General features: G+C 43.4%; 19 protein-coding genes and 1 pseudogene. 6 read left to right on the top strand and 14 right to left on the bottom strand.

All coding sequences use genetic code 11. From position 1 onward, the window contains the following. Nucleotides 1–44 precede the first annotated feature (44 nt). The 3 genes from dxs to xseB form a co-directional block, all read right to left on the bottom strand. A complete protein-coding gene (dxs, locus tag V2H77_RS16800; RefSeq protein WP_341499714.1) occupies nt 45–1,910 on the bottom strand; it encodes a 1-deoxy-D-xylulose-5-phosphate synthase in 1,866 nt (621 codons plus the stop codon). 64 nt (nt 1,911–1,974) lie between these two features. After that, nucleotides 1,975–2,892: a (2E,6E)-farnesyl diphosphate synthase gene (ispA, locus tag V2H77_RS16795; RefSeq protein WP_341499713.1), complete on the bottom strand. Its 918-nt coding sequence runs from the start codon at nt 2,890–2,892 to the stop codon at nt 1,975–1,977. Between the two features lie 4 nt (nt 2,893–2,896). Further along, nucleotides 2,897–3,175 carry an exodeoxyribonuclease VII small subunit gene (gene xseB / locus V2H77_RS16790; protein ID WP_341499712.1) on the bottom strand — a complete coding sequence of 93 codons (279 nt, stop codon included), beginning with the start codon at nt 3,173–3,175 and terminating at the stop codon, nt 2,897–2,899. A 197-nt stretch (nt 3,176–3,372) separates the two neighbouring features. Between xseB and thiI the strand changes: the two genes are divergently transcribed. Then, entirely contained in the window at nt 3,373–4,821 is a 1,449-nt protein-coding gene (gene thiI / locus V2H77_RS16785) for a tRNA uracil 4-sulfurtransferase ThiI (RefSeq protein WP_341499711.1), read from the top strand. A 78-nt stretch (nt 4,822–4,899) separates the two neighbouring features. Here thiI and yajL read toward each other — a convergent pair whose 3' ends face one another. Together yajL and panE are read right to left on the bottom strand one after the other, a co-directional pair. After that, nucleotides 4,900–5,490 carry a protein deglycase YajL gene (gene yajL / locus V2H77_RS16780; protein ID WP_341499710.1) on the bottom strand — a complete coding sequence of 197 codons (591 nt, stop codon included), beginning with the start codon at nt 5,488–5,490 and terminating at the stop codon, nt 4,900–4,902. Next, nucleotides 5,453–6,365, bottom strand: a pseudogene (gene panE, locus V2H77_RS16775) (2-dehydropantoate 2-reductase). The gene yajL and the pseudogene panE overlap by 38 nt, the downstream one beginning before the upstream one ends. Before the next feature lie 135 nt (nt 6,366–6,500). Here panE and V2H77_RS16770 point away from each other — a divergent pair. Beyond that, complete coding sequence (locus tag V2H77_RS16770; RefSeq protein WP_265378722.1) at nt 6,501–6,992, top strand: YajQ family cyclic di-GMP-binding protein; 492 nt, start codon at nt 6,501–6,503, stop codon at nt 6,990–6,992. A gap of 122 nt (nt 6,993–7,114) precedes the next feature. Here V2H77_RS16770 and V2H77_RS16765 read toward each other — a convergent pair whose 3' ends face one another. The 9 genes from V2H77_RS16765 to V2H77_RS16725 all read right to left on the bottom strand — a co-directional run bounded on the left by V2H77_RS16765 (nt 7,115) and on the right by V2H77_RS16725 (nt 16,888). Beyond that, nucleotides 7,115–8,494 (bottom strand): MFS transporter, encoded by a 1,380-nt coding sequence (locus V2H77_RS16765; protein WP_341499709.1) that lies wholly within the window; start codon nt 8,492–8,494, stop codon nt 7,115–7,117. Nucleotides 8,495–8,650: 156 nt separating this feature from the next. Next, complete coding sequence (gene cyoE / locus V2H77_RS16760) at nt 8,651–9,535, bottom strand: heme o synthase (RefSeq protein ID WP_011148018.1); 885 nt, start codon at nt 9,533–9,535, stop codon at nt 8,651–8,653. Nucleotides 9,536–9,547: 12 nt separating this feature from the next. Beyond that, complete coding sequence (locus tag V2H77_RS16755) at nt 9,548–9,880, bottom strand: cytochrome o ubiquinol oxidase subunit IV (RefSeq protein ID WP_049582576.1); 333 nt, start codon at nt 9,878–9,880, stop codon at nt 9,548–9,550. Next, entirely contained in the window at nt 9,880–10,494 is a 615-nt protein-coding gene (locus tag V2H77_RS16750; RefSeq protein ID WP_265512742.1) for a cytochrome o ubiquinol oxidase subunit III, read from the bottom strand. Before V2H77_RS16750 ends, V2H77_RS16755 begins: the two co-directional genes overlap by 1 nt. Beyond that, a complete protein-coding gene (gene cyoB / locus V2H77_RS16745; RefSeq protein WP_341499708.1) occupies nt 10,484–12,478 on the bottom strand; it encodes a cytochrome o ubiquinol oxidase subunit I in 1,995 nt (664 codons plus the stop codon). The genes V2H77_RS16750 and cyoB overlap by 11 nt, the downstream gene beginning before the upstream one ends. Before the next feature lie 4 nt (nt 12,479–12,482). Beyond that, entirely contained in the window at nt 12,483–13,418 is a 936-nt protein-coding gene (cyoA, locus tag V2H77_RS16740; protein ID WP_341499707.1) for a cytochrome o ubiquinol oxidase subunit II, read from the bottom strand. Between the two features lie 348 nt (nt 13,419–13,766). Continuing rightward, nucleotides 13,767–14,528, bottom strand: coding sequence for a nucleoside-specific channel-forming Tsx family protein (locus V2H77_RS16735; protein ID WP_265378726.1), 762 nt, complete (start codon nt 14,526–14,528; stop codon nt 13,767–13,769). A 249-nt stretch (nt 14,529–14,777) separates the two neighbouring features. After that, a complete protein-coding gene (ampG, locus tag V2H77_RS16730) occupies nt 14,778–16,256 on the bottom strand; it encodes a muropeptide MFS transporter AmpG (protein ID WP_341499706.1) in 1,479 nt (492 codons plus the stop codon). A gap of 53 nt (nt 16,257–16,309) precedes the next feature. Next, nucleotides 16,310–16,888 carry a lipoprotein gene (locus tag V2H77_RS16725; RefSeq protein WP_341499705.1) on the bottom strand — a complete coding sequence of 193 codons (579 nt, stop codon included), beginning with the start codon at nt 16,886–16,888 and terminating at the stop codon, nt 16,310–16,312. A 243-nt stretch (nt 16,889–17,131) separates the two neighbouring features. On the opposite strand from V2H77_RS16725, the gene bolA reads away from it, so the two are divergent. The 4 genes from bolA (at nt 17,132) to clpX (ending at nt 21,433) form a co-directional block, all read left to right on the top strand. Then, nucleotides 17,132–17,446: a transcriptional regulator BolA gene (bolA, locus tag V2H77_RS16720; RefSeq protein WP_049582569.1), complete on the top strand. Its 315-nt coding sequence runs from the start codon at nt 17,132–17,134 to the stop codon at nt 17,444–17,446. 378 nt (nt 17,447–17,824) lie between these two features. Then, on the top strand, nt 17,825–19,129 hold the full coding sequence (tig, locus tag V2H77_RS16715; RefSeq protein WP_341499704.1) for a trigger factor: 1,305 nt from the start codon (nt 17,825–17,827) through the stop codon (nt 19,127–19,129). A 272-nt stretch (nt 19,130–19,401) separates the two neighbouring features. Then, nucleotides 19,402–20,025, top strand: coding sequence for an ATP-dependent Clp endopeptidase proteolytic subunit ClpP (gene clpP / locus V2H77_RS16710; protein ID WP_049582567.1), 624 nt, complete (start codon nt 19,402–19,404; stop codon nt 20,023–20,025). A gap of 136 nt (nt 20,026–20,161) precedes the next feature. Then, nucleotides 20,162–21,433, top strand: a complete 1,272-nt coding sequence (gene clpX / locus V2H77_RS16705; RefSeq protein WP_049582566.1) for an ATP-dependent protease ATP-binding subunit ClpX — start codon at nt 20,162–20,164, stop codon at nt 21,431–21,433. The last annotated feature ends 2 nt before the right edge of the window (nt 21,434–21,435 follow it).

Raw genomic sequence — 21,435 nt, 5'->3', positions numbered from 1 at the left:
GGATAATAGGATAATAGGATAAATACCCTATTACCCTTATACACTCAGGAAAATAGCCTTTTATTGATGCTATTCTGAATACCTGCGGCATCAAGTCCTAAATCCGCTCTGATTTCTTCCTGGCTACCTTGTGGTATAAATTGGTCAGGCAAGCCAATATTCAGAATCTGCACCAGTCGGCCTTCCTGCATTAATAGTTCATTAACGCCACTTCCAGCGCCGCCCATAATGGCATTTTCTTCCAACGTGACCAATAAATCATGGTTATCGGCCATGTCTAATACCAATTCTTTATCCAGTGGTTTAATAAAGCGCATATCGACAACAGTTGCATCCAGTGATTCTGCCGCGGTTATTGCATCGGGTAATAGAGTACCAAAATTCAGGATTGCTACTTTCTTACCCTGACGGCGAATAATACCTTTGCCAATTGGCAATTGTTCAAATGGTTGTCGTTCCGCCCCCGTTCCGGTTCCTCGTGGATAGCGCACGGCTACTGGACCTTGCTGATAATGATAGCCAGTGTGTAGCATCTGGCGGCATTCGTTCTCATCACTGGGCGCCATAATGACCATGTTGGGGATGCAACGGAGGAATGAGAGATCAAAAGCGCCTTGATGTGTCTGACCATCAGCACCCACGATACCGCCGCGATCTATTGCAAATAAAACAGGTAGATTCTGAATGGCGACATCATGAATAACCTGGTCATAAGCACGTTGGAGGAATGTTGAATAGATGGCGACAATCGGCTTGTAACCACCAATCGCCAAGCCAGCGGCAAAAGTCACGGCATGTTGCTCTGCAATGGCGACATCAAAGTATTGATCAGGATATTCGCGGGAAAAACGCACCATACCAGAGCCTTCACGCATGGCCGGTGTGATTGCCATCAGTTTTTTGTCGGTAGCGGCCTCTTCGCATAACCAGTCTCCAAAGATTTTGGAGAAAGTAGGGCGGTTATCTGAGCTTTTAGGTAATGCGCCAGTGGTCGGATCAAATTTAGGTACCGCATGCCAACTGATAGGATCTTTTTCGGCAGGTGCATAGCCACGACCCTTTTTGGTCATGATGTGCAGTAGCTGTGGCCCTTTCAGTTCACGCATATTTTTCAGCGTTTGGGTCAATGTCAGTACATCATGTCCGTCAATGGGGCCAATATAATTAAAACCCAGCTCTTCAAATAGCGTGCCGGGAACGACCATGCCTTTAATATGTTCTTCAGTTTTTTTCAGTAGCTCTTTAATCGGCGGCAGGTTGGAAAAGACTTTTTTCCCGCCTTCCCGCAATGTGGTGTAGAGTTTACCGGAAAGAAGCTGAGCCAGATGGTTATTTAACGCGCCAACATTCTCTGAGATAGACATTTCGTTGTCGTTAAGAATGACTAACATATCCGGGTCGATATCCCCGGCATGGTTCATTGCTTCAAAAGCCATACCTGCTGTTATTGCGCCATCACCGATAACACAAACTGTACGACGGCCTTTGCCTTCGCGTTGAGCGGCAATTGCCATACCTAATCCCGCACTGATAGAGGTTGATGAGTGACCAACACATAAAGTGTCGTATTCACTTTCATCTCTCCACGGGAAAGGGTGAAGCCCATTTTTTTGACGAATCGTATCAATACGATCTCGGCGTCCTGTCAGGATTTTGTGAGGATAAGCCTGATGGCCGACGTCCCATACCAATTTGTCGAAAGGCGTTTTGTAGACATAATGCAGCGCCACAGTCAGCTCAACGGTACCAAGACCGGAGGCAAAATGACCACTAGAGCGACTGACACTGTTTAGCAGGAATTGCCGAAGTTCATCACATAACTTCGGCAAGCTCTCTTTTGGTAACATACGAAGTTCTTCAGGGTTTTCCGCTAATGCCAATGTGGGGTATTTGGCTATATCAATGCTCATTTGATGCTCGTTAAGAAGTGTTTATTTAAATAGCGCTGCCAGTGGGTGAGTTTACCGGCAGACCTTAATTGTTACGTTCAATAATAAAGCTGGCAAGTGCGCGCAGCATTGTTGTGTTATAGGATTTATCTTCCAGTTTGCTCAGGGCTTTTAAGGCTTCTTGATACAGTTCGTATGCTTTTTTCTGTGCTTGTTCTAACCCCAGTAATGCAGGGTAGGTGCTTTTTCTTAACTGTTGGTCGCTGCCTTGGCGTTTTCCTATCATTTCGGTATCGCCAATGACATCAAGAATATCGTCATGAACTTGGAATGCGAGACCAATCGCTTGGGCATATTGATCCAATTCAGGCAGGGCATCATGACCACGTTGACCGGCACTATATGCGCCCATTCTGACGGCGGAACGAATAAGCGCCCCCGTTTTATGGCGATGAATTTGCTCCAGCATATGGAGATCAATGTGTTTGCTTTCCGCGGCCAAGTCCAGGGCTTGGCCGCCGCACATACCGGCTATGCCACTGGCGGTTGCCAATTCAGCAAGCATTGCGAGGCGATCTGCTGTTGTAACATCCGGCATTTCTCTTTTAGATAGGATTTCAAACGCCAGAGCTTGTAATGCATCTCCCGCCAGAATTGCGTGAGCTTCACCAAATTTTATGTGGCAGGTCGGTTGTCCACGGCGTAAATCATCGTTATCCATCGCAGGTAGGTCGTCATGTATTAATGAATAGGCGTGAATACATTCAACGGCCGCTGCCGGCGCGTCCAGATTATCTGCGGATAATCCAAACATTTCACCGACTGCATAGACCAAAAATGGGCGCAGGCGTTTACCACCAAGTAAAGTACCATGTTGCATCGCGTGAACTAGTGGGCTGTCTGCAAATGCCAGTGAAGATAGTGTGCTTATCAGAACGTTATTGACTCGTTGTTGACAGATTTTAAGCTGTTCTTTAAATTGGGTTGAATTTTGTTCAGACATAGGCTTATTCAGTATCCGGGGAGAAGTGACTCAGTGGAGATTGGGGGTCATCGTTAAGCAGAATTTGCACTCGCTGTTCTGCTTGCTGTAAAGTCTGTTGTCCTTGGCGGGCTAATTGAATGCCACGCTCAAACTCGCTTAGGGCTTCTTCCAGTGCCAGTTCGCCTGATTCCAGCCGGGCGACGATTTGTTCCAGCTCTTTTAATGAGCTTTCAAATGTCATTGCCGGTGCAGTTTCTGGCGTACTGTTTGTACTTGCTGATATTGCATTTTTCTTTGGCATAATTTTTTACTATTTACAGAGTTCGCCTAAGGGTTGCAGACTATCTTATTATGCTGGTGCAAACAAATCCTTAACTGATTTTGCTTTTTCTACGCGCTATACCAACGAGATAGTGTTATACTGCGCAGCCTGATTTGACGACCGGGCATACTGTCAGGTTTATTTATCAAAACGCCTAACCACTACTATAACTCACTATGAAGTTTATTATTAAATTATTCCCGGAAATCACGATCAAGAGCCAAACTGTTCGTTTGCGCTTTATTAAAATTCTTGCCAGTAATATTCGCAATGTGCTTAAGACGTTAGGAGATAATATTGCAGTGGTTCGCCATTGGGATAATATCGAAGTTCGTACTAAAGATGAAAACCTTGGCGCTCAAATTTGTGATGCGCTGACACGTATCCCCGGCATTCATCATATTCTGCAAGTAGAGGAGCGTGAGTTTCGTGACATGCATCATATCTTTGAACAAGCTTATGAAGCTTATGGCGAATCGCTCCACAATAAGACATTTTGTGTTCGGGTAAAGCGCCGTGGTAAACATGCATTTACTTCCAATGAAGTAGAACGTTATGTCGGTGGCGGTTTAAACCAGCATATTGAATCCGCGAAGGTAAAACTTAATCATCCTGATGTGACTGTTAATCTGGAAATTGATCAGGATGTACTGATTCTGGTAAAAGCCCGTTATGAGGGGATTGGTGGTTTTCCTATCGGAACGCAGGAAGATGTATTATCTCTAATTTCCGGGGGTTTTGATTCTGGTGTTTCCAGCTATATGCTAATGCGTCGTGGCTGCCGTGTTCACTATTGCTTTTTCAATCTTGGCGGTTCTGCTCATGAAATTGGCGTGAAGCAGGTTGCTCATTATCTTTGGAATCGTTTTGGCAGTTCCCATAAAGTCCGTTTCGTTGCGGTGGATTTTGAACCTGTTGTCGCTGAAATTTTGGAAAAAATTGATGACGGCCAAATGGGGGTGGTGCTTAAACGGATGATGGTAAGAGCGGCATCTAAAGTTGCAGAGCGTTATGGCGTACAGGCGATTGTTACCGGTGAGGCTTTGGGGCAAGTTTCCAGCCAGACACTCACTAATTTGCGTTTAATTGATAATGCATCGGATACATTGATTCTGCGGCCGCTGATTTCTCATGATAAAGAGCGCATTATCAGGTTGGCACGTGAAATTGGCACTGAGGATTTTGCCCGTACAATGCCTGAATTCTGTGGTGTTATTTCCAAAAGCCCGACAGTAAAAGCCGTTAAAGCTAAAATTGAAGCAGAAGAGGCCAATTTCGATTTTAATATTTTGGAAAAAGTTGTCGGTGAAGCCCAGAATATTGATATTCGCCAGATCGCAGAACAAAGCAATGAACAAGTAGTTGAAATTGAAACGGTGACAGCGTTCGCTCCAACGGATGTGTTATTGGATATTCGTTCGCCTGATGAACAAGATGATCGGCCATTGCAATTAAATGGTGTGGAAATCAAATCATTGCCATTCTATAAGTTGAGTAGCCAGTTTGGTGATTTGCCAAAGGAGAAGACTTATCTGCTTTATTGTGAACGTGGAGTAATGAGTCGTTTGCAGGCACTCTATTTATCTGAGCAGGGTTTTGATAACGTGAAAGTTTATCGTCCTTAATTGCTTTAATTATACATTTCGGGGTTCCTATTACGTGAACCCCGAATCGTATAAAGTAAGATGCTTTTGGCTATTTTTTCAGTCCTGATAAGAATATACACCGAGTGGCAATATGAGTTGAGCCGCCACCTCTGCTGCCGTTTCTCGTCCTTTTAATAATTCGATGAGTTTTAATGCGAAATCGAAAGCTGTCGCTGGCCCCTGACTGGTCAATAGATTGACGTGATCATCAAAACAGACTCTGCAATCAATCCATTTATCGGACGAAATTTTGTCTTGCAAATCGGGGTAACCGGTCATTTTGCCAGTAGGGAATAAATTATGGTGTTCAAGTACGATAGCAGGTACGGCACAAATTGCAGCAATAATTTTCCCTTGATAATGTGCCTTGCGGATTTTTTCGATAACGAGTGGGTTATCACGGAAACACTCGGCGCCTTGCATACCGCCGGGTAAGATGATGGCATCGAAAGATTCATCAATAACTTTTTCCAGAGGCACATCAGCAACCAATTTTACACCTCTGGAGCAAGTTAAAACCAGTTCTCCATCGCTGGCGGTGCTGGCGATCGTAACACTGATGCCAGCACGTACCAGTAAATCAATAGTTGTAACGGCTTCTGTTTCTTCACTACCGTGAGCCAGGCAGATGAGTGTTGAAGGGTTCATAATCATCTTTCCTTATGTTTAACTAGGTTATAGATACGGGTATTTTCAGGGGCTGCCAGGCCATGTGCACGGGCCCGGAGTAATAAATAACCGGTGATATAGTCAATTTCAGTGCGACGTTTTGCGCGGACATCCTGCAACATGGAAGAGTAATTTTTTGCGGTAAGCTTAATCACATCGTAGACATAGGCAATCAGGTTATCGATAGTGGTATGTATGTTTTCTCGTTGCATAACCTGAATAATTTCTTCGCACAAAATATTCAATTGTTCCGGGTAGCGAAGCAAATCTCCATTCCGGCATTCATAAAGTGCAGTCAGCGGGTTTACGACACAGTTAGCAGCAAGTTTCAGCCAACTAATAGAGTGAATTTCGTTATGCCATGCAACATCTGGCAAAGATCGGTGTAATACATTAGCCAGAGAGCTAAGCCCAGTTGCATTTGACGTTGCTGAGCCAATATGGGTTAGCCCGGAAGCGGTATGATAAACCTGTTGGTCATCCTGATATGCGCCATGTGTCGTGACGCCAAGAAGTATTGGATTAGGCGCTGATAATAGTTCTTCTTGGGTACCCATGCCGTTGTGTAGTAATAAAATTGGGCAATTAGGTGAAAGCTTAGGGAGTAAATTATTCACTGCATCAGCGACTTGCCATGCTTTCAGACAGACAATCAGTAATTCGCTATTAGCAAGATGGTCGCTGTTATTAGTTGGGATTGTCTGGTTGAATACTTCCCCGTTCATTTCATCAATATGAACAGATAAATAAGACCGGGAACTTTTTAGCCAACCTTGTACTTGATGTTTTTGTTGTGATAATGCTGCCAGCCACAGTTTTCCTATAGCGCCGCAGCCAAGAACGGTTATCTTCATACGATCCTCCGGGAGAGACGCTATTATGATAATGAATAGAAATAATAAGATCCCGCTAATCCAAGTATAGAGCTTTTGCTGGCAATGGAAAGCGGTTATCATGCCAACTTATTGATTATCAGGAGGTCATGGATAATGCCATCTTTCGATATTGTTTCAGAAATTGATATGCATGAAGTTCGCAACGCGGTAGAAAATGCGCAGCGCGAGCTTGCTAGCCGTTGGGATTTCCGTAATGTCAACGCCAGTTTCGAATTAAATGAAAAAAATGAATCTATTAAGATTGCCAGTGAGTCAGATTTTCAGGTAAATCAGTTGGTTGATATTATACGTGAAAAGCTGGCTAAACGTGGTATCGATGGTGCTGCATTGAATATCCCTGATGATATGTTGCACAGTGGTAAGACTTACAGCGTTGAAGCGACTTTGACGCAAGGAATAGATACTCCTACGGCGAAAAAGATCGTGAAATTAATTAAAGATAGTAAGCTGAAAGTGCAGGCACAGATTCAGGGTGAGCAGGTGCGAGTAACAGGTAAAGCTCGTGATGATTTGCAAAGTGTTATGGCATTGGTTCGCGGCGCAGAACTGGGACAGCCATTCCAGTTTACGAATTTCCGGGATTGATTTTCAGCCAAATAAATTGATATATCTAGTCTAATGTGGAGTGGGTATTCCGGACCAGGAATCCTACTCCCAGTTTGCCTTAATGTCGAATCGGAGTGAGTAGGGGTTATCTGGTTTGATACTTAATCTATCGTGTCATTATTATTCGCGATCAATTGTTCGAGTTGCGCTCTGCTTGTCAACTTAGTATCTACTTTTATGTAAGCGCTATGCTCTTCCGGCACAATAACGACGTCACAAACGCCGGGTTGAACAAGAATTTTTTGTTCCAGTAATGCTTTATTTACTATGTTTTCTGGTAGAGAAATTCTGATGCTGCTGACATAAGGAGGTTGTTTCATTGTTGTGCTGATAATGAGCCAAATGATTGTCAGAACGATACCTGCCATAAATACCAACGGCGCTCCTTTTAATTCATATAACCAACCACCAAGGCCGCCCCCTAAAGCGACACCTAAAAATTGGCTGGTGGAGTAGATACCCATTGCTGTACCTTTATAACCCGCGGGTGCTTCTTTACTGATAAGTGATGGCAGGAGAGCTTCCATTACATTGAAAGCAATAAAGAAAATTTGTATGCCGATAAAAATTACCCATAAGTGATGTCCCGCCGCCCACAATACAATTTCAGCAATCAGCAACATAGTGATACACAGTGAAAACACTTGTTTCATGCGGCGCTTTTTTTCTGCGTAAATAATGAAAGGTAAAACAGATAAGAATGAAACTAGCATAGTGATCAGGTAAACCTTCCAATGTTGTTGGGTAGGGAATCCTGCTTGTTGCATCACCAAGGGAAGGGCGACAAAACTTGCCATTAGCAAAGTGTGCAAACTGAAAATGCCAAAGTTAAGTTTCAGCAATTGGCTATCATCCAGAACCTTACTAAAACTGTGACGAGCAATGCCTGATTCACGGTTAAGAATGTGTTTATCTGTGGAAGGAACAGCAAATAATGTTATCAGAATACCGCTACCGGCCAGAATGGTAATTCCCCAAAATAGGCCATTTAATCCAATGGCGTGTGTAAGAATTGGGCCGAGTACAATGGCTATGGCGAAAGTTATTCCGAAGCTAATGCCAATAAAAGCCATCGCTTTAGTTCGATTTTGTTCACGGGTTAAATCAGAAAGTAGCGCCATAATTGCAGCAGATATCGCTCCAGCGCCTTGTAACGCTCTCCCAATTATTATGCCCCAAATGGAATCACTGAGAGCAGCAATAATACTGCCAAAAATGAATAGCAGTAGCCCGCCAACAATTAAGGGCTTACGACCAATTTTGTCAGAAAGCAGGCCGACAGGGATCTGGAAAATTGCCTGGGTTAAACCATAAATGCCAATGGCGATGCCAATAAGTGTTTCAGTGGCATCTTTTAGATGAAGGCCATAGGTTGTTAATACAGGAAGAACCATGAACATGCCTAGCATTCGTAGAGAAAAAACTGAACCTAGGCCCCATGTCGCCCGAAGCTCCAGTGGCGTCATTTTATTATCGTTCATGATTACCTCGAAATATTTTGATGCGTCATTGTAGATAGGTTTTCAATAAGGGGTAAATAGTTAATTGAATTAATAATATTGAAGTATTAAGGAGAAGGGATAAATAAGCCGGAAGGAAACTGATGGCAGAGGGGTAGCCACTGCCATCAGGGAAAATTACCGGACGTAAGTTAGGAAGGCTTCTGAGGGCACATGCGGGTCAATAGACATCATGACACTCAGGGAAGTGATTGCCACAATGGAAAATATAAATAATTTACGGGCCCAAATGCGGTCATTATCAGTTTTGTAACCGGATAACGCCATTCCTAGCCACCAGACGCTTACTGCTGCTGCAACAACCAAATATTTATAACCAGCGTAACCGCTGATGGCTAACATAAGGGTTGCAATCATAAATGCCAGGATATAAAGGATAATGTGGTTTTTCGCCACAGATATGCCTTTAATCACGGGCAGTACAGGAATGTTGGCTGCCTGGTAATCTTTGAAGCGAAAAATAGCAATAGCATAGGAGTGCGGCATTTGCCACAGGCTGAAAATCAGTAACAGGATCAACGCGCCCGTATCAAACTGACCAGTCACTGCGCAGTAACCGATAACCGGAGGTGCAGCACCGGACAAACTGCCGATCAACGTGCCATAAACAGATTTCCTTTTCATATAGAGGCTGTAAACCCCTACATAGACAACAAAACCGATAATCGCTAATTGCATTGCTAAAGCATTGGCTGCTGCATAGAGCAGCACTATGCCAGCAATACCCAGTATTGATGCATAAATCAGGCTGATTTTCGGATCAATAAGTCCTTTTACAAGGACACGGTTTTTTGTTCTTTCCATGATCCGATCAATGTCACGGTCAATGTAATTGTTAAATACACAACCAGAAGCCACGACTAATGAAACGCCGAGCAGAGTCGAGATGAACAAAGGGTAATCAATCACCCCTTTCGAGGCGAGTAGAAAACCACCGATCACAGAAATTAAATTGCCGAAAATAATTCCTGGTTTAGTTACTTGCAGGTATTGCTTAATCATATATGCAGCTCTTTAATCAACCATCATATTAATGTTGAGGTTGTACATAATCCATAGTGAGCCAACAACAACAATACCGATAATTAAAATGGTGAACAGCAATGCTACTAAGTTCCAGCGCTCTTCTGACGAAGTGTTCATGTGCAGGAAGTAGATAAAATGAACAATAATCTGCACCACAGCCAGAGCGACTACTGTTGTCAGGATAGTCGTATGGGAGGCAGAACCATCCATTACCATCCAGAACGGAATCACTGTCAGGATTACTGAAAGAATAAAGCCGATCAGATAAGACTTCAGGCTACCGTGGCTAGCTCCAGTATGAGCGGTATTGGAATGACTCATTACATAGCTCCTAACAGATAAACAACGGTAAATACACAGATCCATACCACATCCAAGAAGTGCCAGAACAAGCTCAGGCAGTTCAGACGGGTTTTATTGACATCAGTTAAACCGCGGCGGGTTACTTGGATTATCATAATGATAATCCAGACCAGACCACAGGTAACGTGGATACCGTGAGTAGCAACCAATGCGAAGAATCCAGACAAGAATGCACTGCGGTCAGGGCCGTGGCCGTCAATAATCAAGTGATGGAATTCATACAATTCCATCGCCACGAAGCCAAGGCCAAACAGAAAAGTCATGGCAAGCCAGGCGTTAACCTGGCCGACTTTTCCTTTATTCATGCCTAACATGGCAAAGCCATAAGTGATACTACTGAATAGCAGTAGGAAAGTTTCGACCAATACGAAAGAGAGGTCGAAAAGTTCTTTGCCAGATGAGCCGCCCGCGGTTCCGTTAACGAGTACTGCATAAGTCGCAAATAGACATGCGAACAAAATACAGTCACTCATCAAATAGATCCAGAAACCGAATACTTTAGTGGCTCCCGCATCGTGGTGCCCGTGATGCTCGTGGGCATGATTGTGGTTAGTCATAGTTTCAGTTGACATGGTTCAGACCTGCCTTGCTAATTTGTTCATGGTGTTGATTCTCGATTTGCTCAACTTCAGCAACGGGTACGTAGTAATCAACATCTTCATCAAAGCTTTTCGCGATCCAAGTGATAATCATGCCTGCAAAGCTTGCGATAACCAGCCACCAGATATGCCAAATCATAGCGAAACCGAATAGCAAGCTGAAGCCAGCAATGATTACACCCGCACCGGCATTTTTAGGCATATGAATTTCTTCATACTGAGCAGGACGTTTATAAGCTGTGCCTTTTTCTTTCATATCCCACCATGCATCACGGGTTTGAACATGTGGAACTTCAGCAAAGTTATAAAACGGCGGTGGAGAAGATGTCGCCCACTCCAGAGTACGTCCGCCCCAAGGATCACCGGTCAGGTCACGGTTTTGGTCACGGTCACGGATACTAACGTAGAATTGAATGACCTGACACAGGATACCAACGGCAATCAGTGCGACGCCAATCGCGGAAACGACCAGCAGAGTATGGAATTCAGGGTTGATATCTTGGCTGATACGACGGGTCATCCCCATAAAGCCGAGCGCGTAAACTGGCATAAAGGCGATAAAGAAGCCGGTGATCCAGAACCAGAATGCGCGGACACCCCATTTTTCGTTCAGTGTGAAACCAAAAGCTTTCGGGAACCAGTAAGCAGTACCAGCGAAACAACCGAAGACAACACCACCGATGATCACGTTATGGAAGTGTGCAATCAGGAACAAGCTGTTATGCAGAACGAAGTTTGCACCTGGAACTGCCAGCAGAACGCCAGTCATACCACCGATAGAGAAGGTGACGATGAAGCCAACAGTCCACAACATCGGTGTTTTATACTCAATACGGCCTCGATACATTGTGAACAGCCAGTTGAAGATCTTAACGCCTGTCGGAATCGAGATAATCATGGTGGCTATACCGAAGAAGGCGTTAACATTCGCACCGGAGCCCATCGTAAAGAAGTGATGCAGCCATACGATAAACGACAATACGGTGATGGCAATGGTTGCCCATACCAGAGAAGTGTAGCCGAATAGTCGTTTTTTCGAGAACGTCGCAGTCACTTCAGAGAAAACACCAAAGACTGGCAGCACCAGAATATAAACTTCAGGGTGACCCCAAGCCCATATCAGGTTGATATACATCATCATGTTACCGCCCATATCATTGGTGAAGAAATGGGTACCCATGTAGCGATCAAAGGTTAGTAGGGCAATGGTAACAGTCAGAATCGGGAATGCGGCGATGATCAGTACGTTAGTACAGAGTGCTGCCCAAGAGAATACAGGCATTTTCATCATGGACATGCCAGGAGCACGCATACGCAGGATCGTCGCAAAGAAGTTAACGCCTGTCAGCAAGGTGCCGATACCGGATATCTGAAGACTCCATATCCAATAATCGACTCCAACGCCGGGACTATATTCTATACCTGAGAGCGGAGGATAAGCTAACCAACCGGTTTGAGCGAATTCACCTACACCCAGAGAGATGTTAATCAGTGCAACGCCAACGACGAAGAACCAGAAGCTCAGTGAGTTCAGAAATGGGAATGCCACGTCACGAGCGCCGATCTGTAGTGGAACCACGACGTTCATCAGGCCGACAACAAACGGTGTCGCCATGAAGAAAATCATGATGACGCCGTGGGCGGTAAAGATCTGATCATAGTGATGCGGCGGCAGGAAACCACCTGCTTCACTTGCAGAGGCGACAGCCTGTTGACCGCGCATCATGATGGCATCGGCAAAGCCGCGGAGCATCATGACCAGTGCCACGATAATGTACATAATACCGATTTTTTTGTGGTCAACGCTGGTTAACCACTCGCTCCACAGCCATTTCCATTTACGGAAATAGGTCAGGGCTCCGACAATCGCGAGCCCTGCGAAGAGAATCCCTGCAAGAGTGACCATAACAATGGGCTCATGCAATGGGATTGCATCAAGTGTTAATTTTCCCAACATTACTTTATTCCTCAACTCCGGCATGAGCGGTTTCGCTCATATTCATGTTATGACCTGTCGTTGCACCGTGGCCGCCATGCATATTCATGTTGCCCATAAATTTGGCAATAATGTCTTGATACAGGTTAGGCTTAACGCTTGAGAAGTATTCAACCGGATGGTTCTGGCTTTGTTTAGCTAACTCGTTAAATGCTTGCATGGTATCCAAGGTTTTAGAGGAGGCTTTCACTTTTTGAACCCACTGTTCAAAACCTTCACGATCTGCGGTAGCGGTAGCAGTAAATTTCATGCCGGAGAAGCCGTGGCCGCTATAGCTGCTGGACAAACCTTTATAAGTGCCAGGCTCATCGGCAATTAAGTGAAGTTTAGTCTGCATGCCAGCCATTGCATAGATTTGACCGCCTAACTGTGGGATGAAGAATGAGTTCATCACAGAATCAGAGGTGATTTTGAAGTTAATAGGGACCCCGGCAGGGAAAGCAATTTCGTTAACTGTAGCGATACCTTGCTCCGGGTAAACGAATAGCCATTTCCAATCAAGAGAAATCACTTCAATAGTCACTGGTTTTTCATCACTGACCAGTGGTTTATATGGGTCAAGCTCGTGGGTTGTTTTCCAGGTAATGGTTGCTAAAATAATAATGATAATGATAGGAACGGTCCATACTACCAACTCAATTTTATTTGAGTGTGCCCAGTTAGGGTGATAGGTAGCACTTTTGTTGGCTTCGCGGTAACGCAGGGCAAAAGTGAATGCCATGATGATCACCGGAATAACGATGATTAGCATCAGGCCAATAGCCGTAAGTATCAGCGTTTTTTGTTCAGCGCCGATAGCGCCTTTAGGATTCATCAATACCATATCGCAGCCACTCAGCATAAGAGTAGCCGCTAGTATTGACAATATCCCAATACTTTTATTGTATTTCATAAGTCTCATCTAACGACTCCAAATAACAAAAGCTCTATTGTCGTTTCATCAGTGCGGGCATTCTACGGTAAGGCTACTGGAGTGTAAACATTTGTAATAGTTAGTTGAGGGGTTGTTAACCCTTTATGTTACTGGGATCACATGCAACTGTAAGATTAATCAGAGGTTAGCTTGAAAAGGTTATTTAATTGTAACGAAATAGTGCGGAAATATGAATTTATACTAAATCATTTTATATTTTTTAGGCAAAGGGAAAAAAATAAAAAATTTGCTTTAAAAATTTCCCCCGCGGTCATTTTATTTAGGAATTAAATTAATTGTGAGCCACTTTTGGCAGCTCACAATTAAAGTCAATAATTAAAAGTTATATTTAATGGAGTAGACAATCGCATCCTGCCAGAAGTCTTCACCTAATTTATGATCGGCATATCGATATTGAATACCGGTCGTGAAGGATTGGTGAGGTGTCCACCATAACGCTATTGCCCCGTTGGTACCGTTCCGTCCACCGTTGCCGTAGCGTTCATTCCGGTTAAGTTCTATTTCATTCCAGTTAGTTATGCTGAATTTTTCTTCCCAGAGTTGAAAGTCGTAACCCGCAACCCAACCAACGACATAGCCGTTATTACCGGAGTAGAAAGTTTGGTCAACATAGTGCAGCGCAACGAACGGTTTAAACCAGACACCGGCGAAATCAGTGTTGTAGCCGATACCATAGAGGGTATTTACCTCATGGAAGTTCCCGCCATGCGCTGTACCTGGGAGCGAGTAAGTACCGTAAACATGACCATAGAGGTTGAAACCAGTATCAGCCAGATAAAAGCGACCGGTGGTTTTAAAAGTGTATCTTTGGTTATCCCCTGGTTCAGCGTGCTGACTGTTGAAAGCATTTTCCAGATCAAAGAACCCGTATAATTCACCCCAGTCAAATCCGGCTCCGCCTTCCAGTTCCAGATAGGCAAAGTCGTCTTTATGAGAGGTTTGCCCTGACTTGTGTGTGGTATGGTTGGTCCAGTCAAGGTAGTTCATGCTGATATTAGCAAAGCCCCCTTGATATTCAGCATAAGCTGGGACTGAGACGGTGGTGAATAAAGCAGTGGCTAGAATGGTTGTTCTCATAAATTTCTCTAACGCATCCATGAAAAGAGGTTTTGGGTTTTAAAGCTATATTAAATAACCCTTAAAATGGTAGTCTGATTCTACGCAGATATAAATATTGAACAATCAAATAATCACTTGAAAATAGCACTTTTGGCAAATGACTATTTGAAGTGTGATCGCTATCACTTAAATATTTTAAAAGAGGGCAGGGATATCAAAGGCAGACGATCGTCAACCTTTGATAAATTAGCTTAATATTTTCACCTTTTAAGCCAATTTGCACCTTCTTAATGCAAGATAATCTAAAAAGCTACCGAGAATGATGCTTGTGATACCGATCTGTGCTCCCCATAATAGTAATGTTTCGGCCAGATCAGGCGCATGAGTCCAGTTAAGAGCATTGGTGATGATGATAAGTAACCAAAATGTGAGCAAGATACTTGCTAATGATAGTAAGCCAAGCGCTAGACGATAGAAATTTTTGAACTCAATACGTGGCATAAAATCGTTAGTTCGCTGGGTATAAACCAGAGTCTGGCGGCAGATAAATAACAGTAATAATCCTGGAACAGAGGCCGCAATAGAGAATAGATAGAAGTTTGGCCAGCCATGTAATTCAACGAACCAACCCGCAATTGGGCCGACATAGACTCGTCCAACGGCAGATAAAGCAGATAATAAAGCAAATTGTGTCGCGGAGAACGATTTATGACATAACGCCATCAGTAGGGCGACAAACGCAGCGGTTCCCATCCCGCCACAGATGTTTTCCAGAAAAACGGCGCTGCCCATAGTGTAGATATTTTTGTCAGTAATGGATAACAGCCAGTATCCAATATTGGAAATCGCTTGAAAGATGCCAAAGATCATTAGTGAGCGGAATAAATTCCACTGTTGCATCAAATAACCACCATATAATGCGCCAACGATAGTTGCTGCTAATCCTAGCGTTTTGTTGATCACTCCAACTTCACCAGCATCAAAGCCAATACCACGGATCAGAAATGGGGTACTTAGGCTAGCAGCAAAGGCATCTCCCATTTTATACATGACAATTAACAGTAGTATCAGCCATGCATTATTGCGATTAAAAAAATCGGCTAATGGTTCTATTGCGGCTTGCTGGAGTGTTTTGGGCGGCAGAGCGTCAAGTTCAGGCTCTTTAGCTTTTAATGTCGCATAGATGCCAATTAGCATCAATCCAGCCATTAACCAGTAGGTATGTTGCCAACCAATATAGCGGTCTGCGATCCATAATGCTAACCCGCCTGAAACTAACATGGCTAACCGATAACCAAGTACCGAAACGGCAGCGCCTACGCCCCGTTCTTCGCTACTTAATAAATCGGTTTTATAAGCATCAAAGACGATATCCTGTGATGCAGAGCAGAAAGCAACGGTTACCGCTAGTGTGGCCAGCCACCATAAATGTTGGGATGGTTGGAGAAAACCCATTGCAGCAATACTGGCTATGAGTAATAACTGTGTAGCAAGTAGCCAACCACGGCGACGTCCAAGAAAAGGGAGGGTAAATCGGTCCATAAAAGGGGACCAAAGAAACTTGAAAACATACGCTTGGCCGACAAGAGAAAAGAAGCCAATTGTTTTAAGATCAACGTCTTCAACGGTCATCCATGCTTGCAGGGTGCTGGCAGTCAATGCGAGCGGTAAACCAGAAACAAAGCCGAGTAAAAGCAGAATTCGTGAATTATGTTGGGTAAAAACGGTGAAATAACGATAAGACATGTGCCTCCCGAAACTCTGCCCTTAGCGGGCAGAGTAAATAATTAATCCTTTAATTAGCGAGAATTTTGTTTGATGAAATTACTGACGGAAGGATCTTGAGCCATATCGGCTATGACTTCTGATAATACAGTATTGACTGCATCAGCAATTTTCTCATTAGTTGCGCTTAAAGGACCTTGTACATTGTAGCTAGTGCGGTAATTCTTGACTTGTTTACTGCCATTTTGCGCTGTACTAATGATGGAAATATCGGCTTTTGTTGAAATATTATGGCGCAGGCTGCCTTCTTTAACGTCTGCATATAAATTGTTGACAATAATTTGCAGATTGGCATTGGCTGGAGAGCCAATCATATAACCGCGAGCGGTCATCTGTTTTTCCAGAATTTCCTGGAGTAGAAAGCGCAGATCACGGGATGGTTTTAATATTTCCAGCTTTGCATTGCGGTTAACTTGAGCAAGTGTCTGAGATTGACGATTGTCGGCGCCGCTGATACTGATGGTAATCGCGCTCATCGTTGGGTCTGCTGTTGGCAATGTAATTTTAGGTTCGATGGTCAAGGTATTGTTGGGAGCGGCGCAACCAGCAAGTAGAAAAAGCGCAATGAATGGGAATAAGATTCTTTTCAACATGTTAATTTTCTCATCGGTGATAAGGATGTCCAGTAATACTTATCAATAGCATAAATTGCGTCAATAATAGCACTGCCTTTTGATCATGGCATATCCCTGATGGGGTAAACGTATATAAAAACCTTATGATGTGGGATTCGATTAAAAGATATTTTAATGCGTTGATGCTATAACTCATGGAGAATAGACTAAAATTATTAGTATGGTTGGCAGTACGACTGCTGTGCGGTTAAGGAGAATGATATGGTGTGTCAGGATATAGAAGAGAAATTACAGGCTGCATTTAATCCCTCATATCTTGAGGTCATTGATGAAAGTTATCGTCACAATGTACCCGTAGGTTCTGAAAGCCATTTTAAAGTTGTCATCATCAGTAATAAATTTGCTGGTGAACGTATGCTGAACCGTCATCGTTCTGTTTACAGCACATTATCGGCAGAATTGTCCGCAGGTGTTCATGCTTTGGCGTTGCATACTTATACAGAAAAAGAGTGGAATGAATTACAGGATACTGTTTTAGCGTCACCGGTATGTCGTGGGGGTAATATTGTTGCCTGAAATCCGCTGATTGATATTTAATTTGGGTCGTTTTCTTGCGCAATAGAATGAATTTAGTGAACGGTCTTCGGGCCGTTTTTATGTTTTATATATGATCCATTTTGGATGCAAATTTAGCCGCTGAATAATCGTTATCTTGTGAAGTTGATGAATAGTTCGGCCTTTTTTCAGCAATTCTCGACTCACACCGTCTGCATCGCTATAATGTCGCGTCTAATTTTTAGAATGGTTTCGGGACGCTTCTGACATCAGGGATTCTCGGTTTTTAAATGCGACCGCCCCGGTTCTTAGAGAGTGTTGCGATTGGTACATAAAATATGTGCTGGTTGTATGGTCTCTGGAGTTGACCGAGCACTATGATTTTTTTGAGGTAAAAAGATGCAAGTTTCTGTTGAAACCACTCAAGGCCTTGGGCGTCGTGTGACAATCACCGTTCCTGCTGCCGATGTTGAAAAAGCAGTTAGTAGTGAGTTGGTCAATGTAGCAAAAAAAGTTCGTATCGATGGTTTCCGTAAAGGCAAAGTGCCTATGAACATCGTTAAACAACGTTACGGTGCTTCTGTTATTCAGGATGTTTTGAGTGATCTGATGCAACGCAACTTTATCAATGCCATCATCGAACAAAAAATTAATCCAGCGGGTGCGCCAAGTTATGCGCCAGAACAATTCAAAAATGGTGAAGATTTCACTTACTCTGTAGAGTTTGAAGTTTATCCAGAAGTTGAATTGAAAGATCTGGAAGCCATTGAAGTTGAAAAACCTGTTGTCGAAGTAAGAGATGAAGATGTTGATGCAATGCTGGAAACATTGCGTAAGCAGCAGGCTAATTGGAAAGAAACCGAAGAAGCTGTTGGTGCAGAAGATCGTGTTACGGTTGACTTCAATGGCTCTATTGATGGCGAAGAGTTTGAAGGCGGTAAGGCTTCCGATTTTGTTCTGGCTATGGGCCAGGGCCGTATGATCCCAGGTTTTGAAGAGGGCATTGTTGGCCGTAAAGCAGGGGAAGAATTTACCATTGATGTGAACTTCCCAGAAGATTATCACGCTGAAAATCTGAAAGGTAAAGCTGCTAAGTTTGCCATTACGTTGAAAAAAGTAGAACAGCGTGAATTGCCGGAGTTGACTGAAGAATTTATCAAGCGTTTCGGTATCGCTGATGGCACTGTTGAGGGATTGCGTACAGAAGTACGTAAAAATATGGAACGTGAACTGAAAAATGCAGTTCGTAACCGTATTAAATCTCAGGTTATCGACGGCTTGGTTAAGGCTAACGAAATCGACGTTCCGGCCGCTGTTGTTGATAGCGAAATTGATGTTCTGCGTCGTCAATCTGCTCAGCGTTTTGGCGGCAATGAAAAACAAGCTCTGGAACTGCCTCGTGAACTGTTTGAAGAACAAGCTAAACGTCGCGTTGTGGTTGGCCTGCTATTAGGTGAAGTTATCAGCAGTAATGAACTGAAAGCTGATGAAGAGCGTGTTAAAGCATTAATCGAGGAAATGGCTTCTGCCTATGAAGATCCTCAAGAAGTGATCGAATTCTATGGTAAAAACCAAGAATTAATGAACAATGTTCGTAATATTGCTCTGGAAGAACAAGCTGTTGAAGTTCTTTTGGGTAAAGCAAAAGTTTCTGAAAAAGAAACCACTTTCAATGAGTTAATGAATCAGAATCAAATGGCATAAGTTTTAGTTTTGTCATGAGATAATGAATTTGTCATCTTAATAAAATGAACCCGCAGATCTATCTGCGGGTTTTTTTATAAGTAAAAGGCAAGATTTTTCTTGAAAAAAGTGGGTTTAACCCCAGATCCTTTTTCATATTATGTATATGATTGCAAAATTTTTCAGGGGGGATTTCCCCTTGATTGGCTAACTTTGAATCATGGTCATCATCGCTTATCTCAAGTAGAATTGGTTATGAATGGCACCAACATGAATTCTATTAGGAGACGAAAATGTCATATAGCGACAAGCGGGATCAATATGCGCCTCACATGGCTTTGGTGCCGATGGTAGTCGAACAGACTGCTCGTGGAGAACGTTCGTACGATATCTATTCTCGCTTATTAAAGGAGCGTATTATTTTCCTGACCGGTCAGGTTGAAGATCATATGGCAAACCTGGTTGTAGCTCAGATGTTATTCCTTGAGGCAGAGAATCCTGAAAAAGATATTTTCTTATATATCAATTCACCAGGTGGTGTGATTACTGCTGGAATGTCCATCTATGATACGATGCAGTTTATTAAACCGGATGTCAGTACTATTTGTATGGGGCAAGCATGTTCAATGGGGGCATTCTTGTTGACTGCCGGCGCAAAGGGAAAACGTATCTGTTTGCCAAATTCCCGAGTTATGATCCATCAGCCATTAGGTGGTTTCCAGGGACAAGCTACAGATATTGAAATTCACGCTCAGGAAATACTGAAAGTGAAATCGCGTATGAATGAGTTGATGGCGCAACATACGGGAAAACCTATTGAAAAGATCAAAGAAGATACAGAGCGTGATCGTTTCTTGTCAGCAGATGAAGCCGTAGAGTATGGGTTGGTTGATAAGATTTTCACCCATCGCGATTAATTTATTATTCCCGGAAGCTATAATATAAATATTCGGCTTACTGTTTGGTAAGGCTGGTTGTTCGGGGTAATAGCAGAAGTTTCCTGCTTTGCCAGATGAATCTGGGTGGGCAGTTGATAAAGTGAGGTTGTGACTGATGACAGATAAGCGCAAAGACGGTTCAGGAAAGCTGCTGTATTGCTCTTTCTGCGGGAAAAGCCAACATGAAGTGCGAAAATTGATTGCTGGCCCGTCAGTGTATATCTGCGATGAATGTGTGGATTTGTGTAACGACATCATTCGCGAAGAAATTAAAGAGCTTGTACCACATCGTGAGCGTAGCGCATTGCCAACTCCTCATGAAATTCGTCAGCATTTGGATGATTATGTTATCGGCCAGGAAACGGCGAAAAAAGTGTTGGCGGTTGCTGTTTATAACCATTACAAGCGGTTACGTAATGGCGATACTAGTAACGGTGTTGAATTAGGTAAAAGTAATATTCTGCTTATTGGGCCAACAGGGAGTGGTAAAACGCTGTTAGCTGAAACATTGGCTCGTTATCTTGACGTTCCTTTTACTATGGCGGATGCGACTACGCTGACCGAAGCGGGATATGTAGGAGAAGACGTAGAAAACATTATTCAGAAATTACTGCAAAAATGTGACTACGATGTGCAAAAAGCCCAGCGCGGTATTGTTTATATTGATGAAATTGACAAAATTTCACGTAAATCTGATAACCCGTCAATTACTCGGGATGTTTCAGGCGAGGGTGTACAGCAAGCGCTGCTGAAACTGATTGAAGGTACAATCGCGGCGGTTCCTCCTCAGGGGGGGCGTAAACATCCGCAACAGGAGTTTTTACAGGTAGATACCTCTAAAATCCTATTTATTTGTGGTGGTGCGTTTGCAGGTCTGGATAAAGTCATAGGTCAGCGTTTAAATACCAGTACGGGTATTGGATTTGGCGCGAAGGTCAAAGGTGAATCAGAAAAGGCTACTGAAGGCGAATTGCTTGCGCAGGCTGAGCCAGAAGATCTGATCAAATTTGGGCTTATCCCTGAATTTATTGGGCGGTTACCTGTTGTTGCCACGCTCAGTGAATTGAGTGAGGAAGCGTTGATTCAGATTTTGAAAGAGCCTAAAAATGCGTTGACCAAGCAGTATCAAGCACTGTTTAACCTTGAAGGTGTTGATCTGGAATTCAGAAGTGAAGCTCTGACTGCTATTGCTAAGAAAGCAATGGTGCGTAAGACGGGGGCCCGTGGCCTACGTTCTATTGTTGAAGGCGCATTGTTGGACACGATGTATGATTTACCATCAATGGAAAACGTTGGAAAAGTTGTTGTAGACGAATCTGTTATTAATGGTCAATCTGCGCCTTTGCTGATTTACAGCAAACCGGATGCCCAGGTTTCTGGTGAATAATT

Source organism: Photorhabdus sp. P32, assembly GCF_038085095.1.
GTDB lineage: Bacteria > Pseudomonadota > Gammaproteobacteria > Enterobacterales > Enterobacteriaceae > Photorhabdus > Photorhabdus luminescens.
This window is presented reverse-complemented; position numbering and strand designations above follow the sequence as displayed.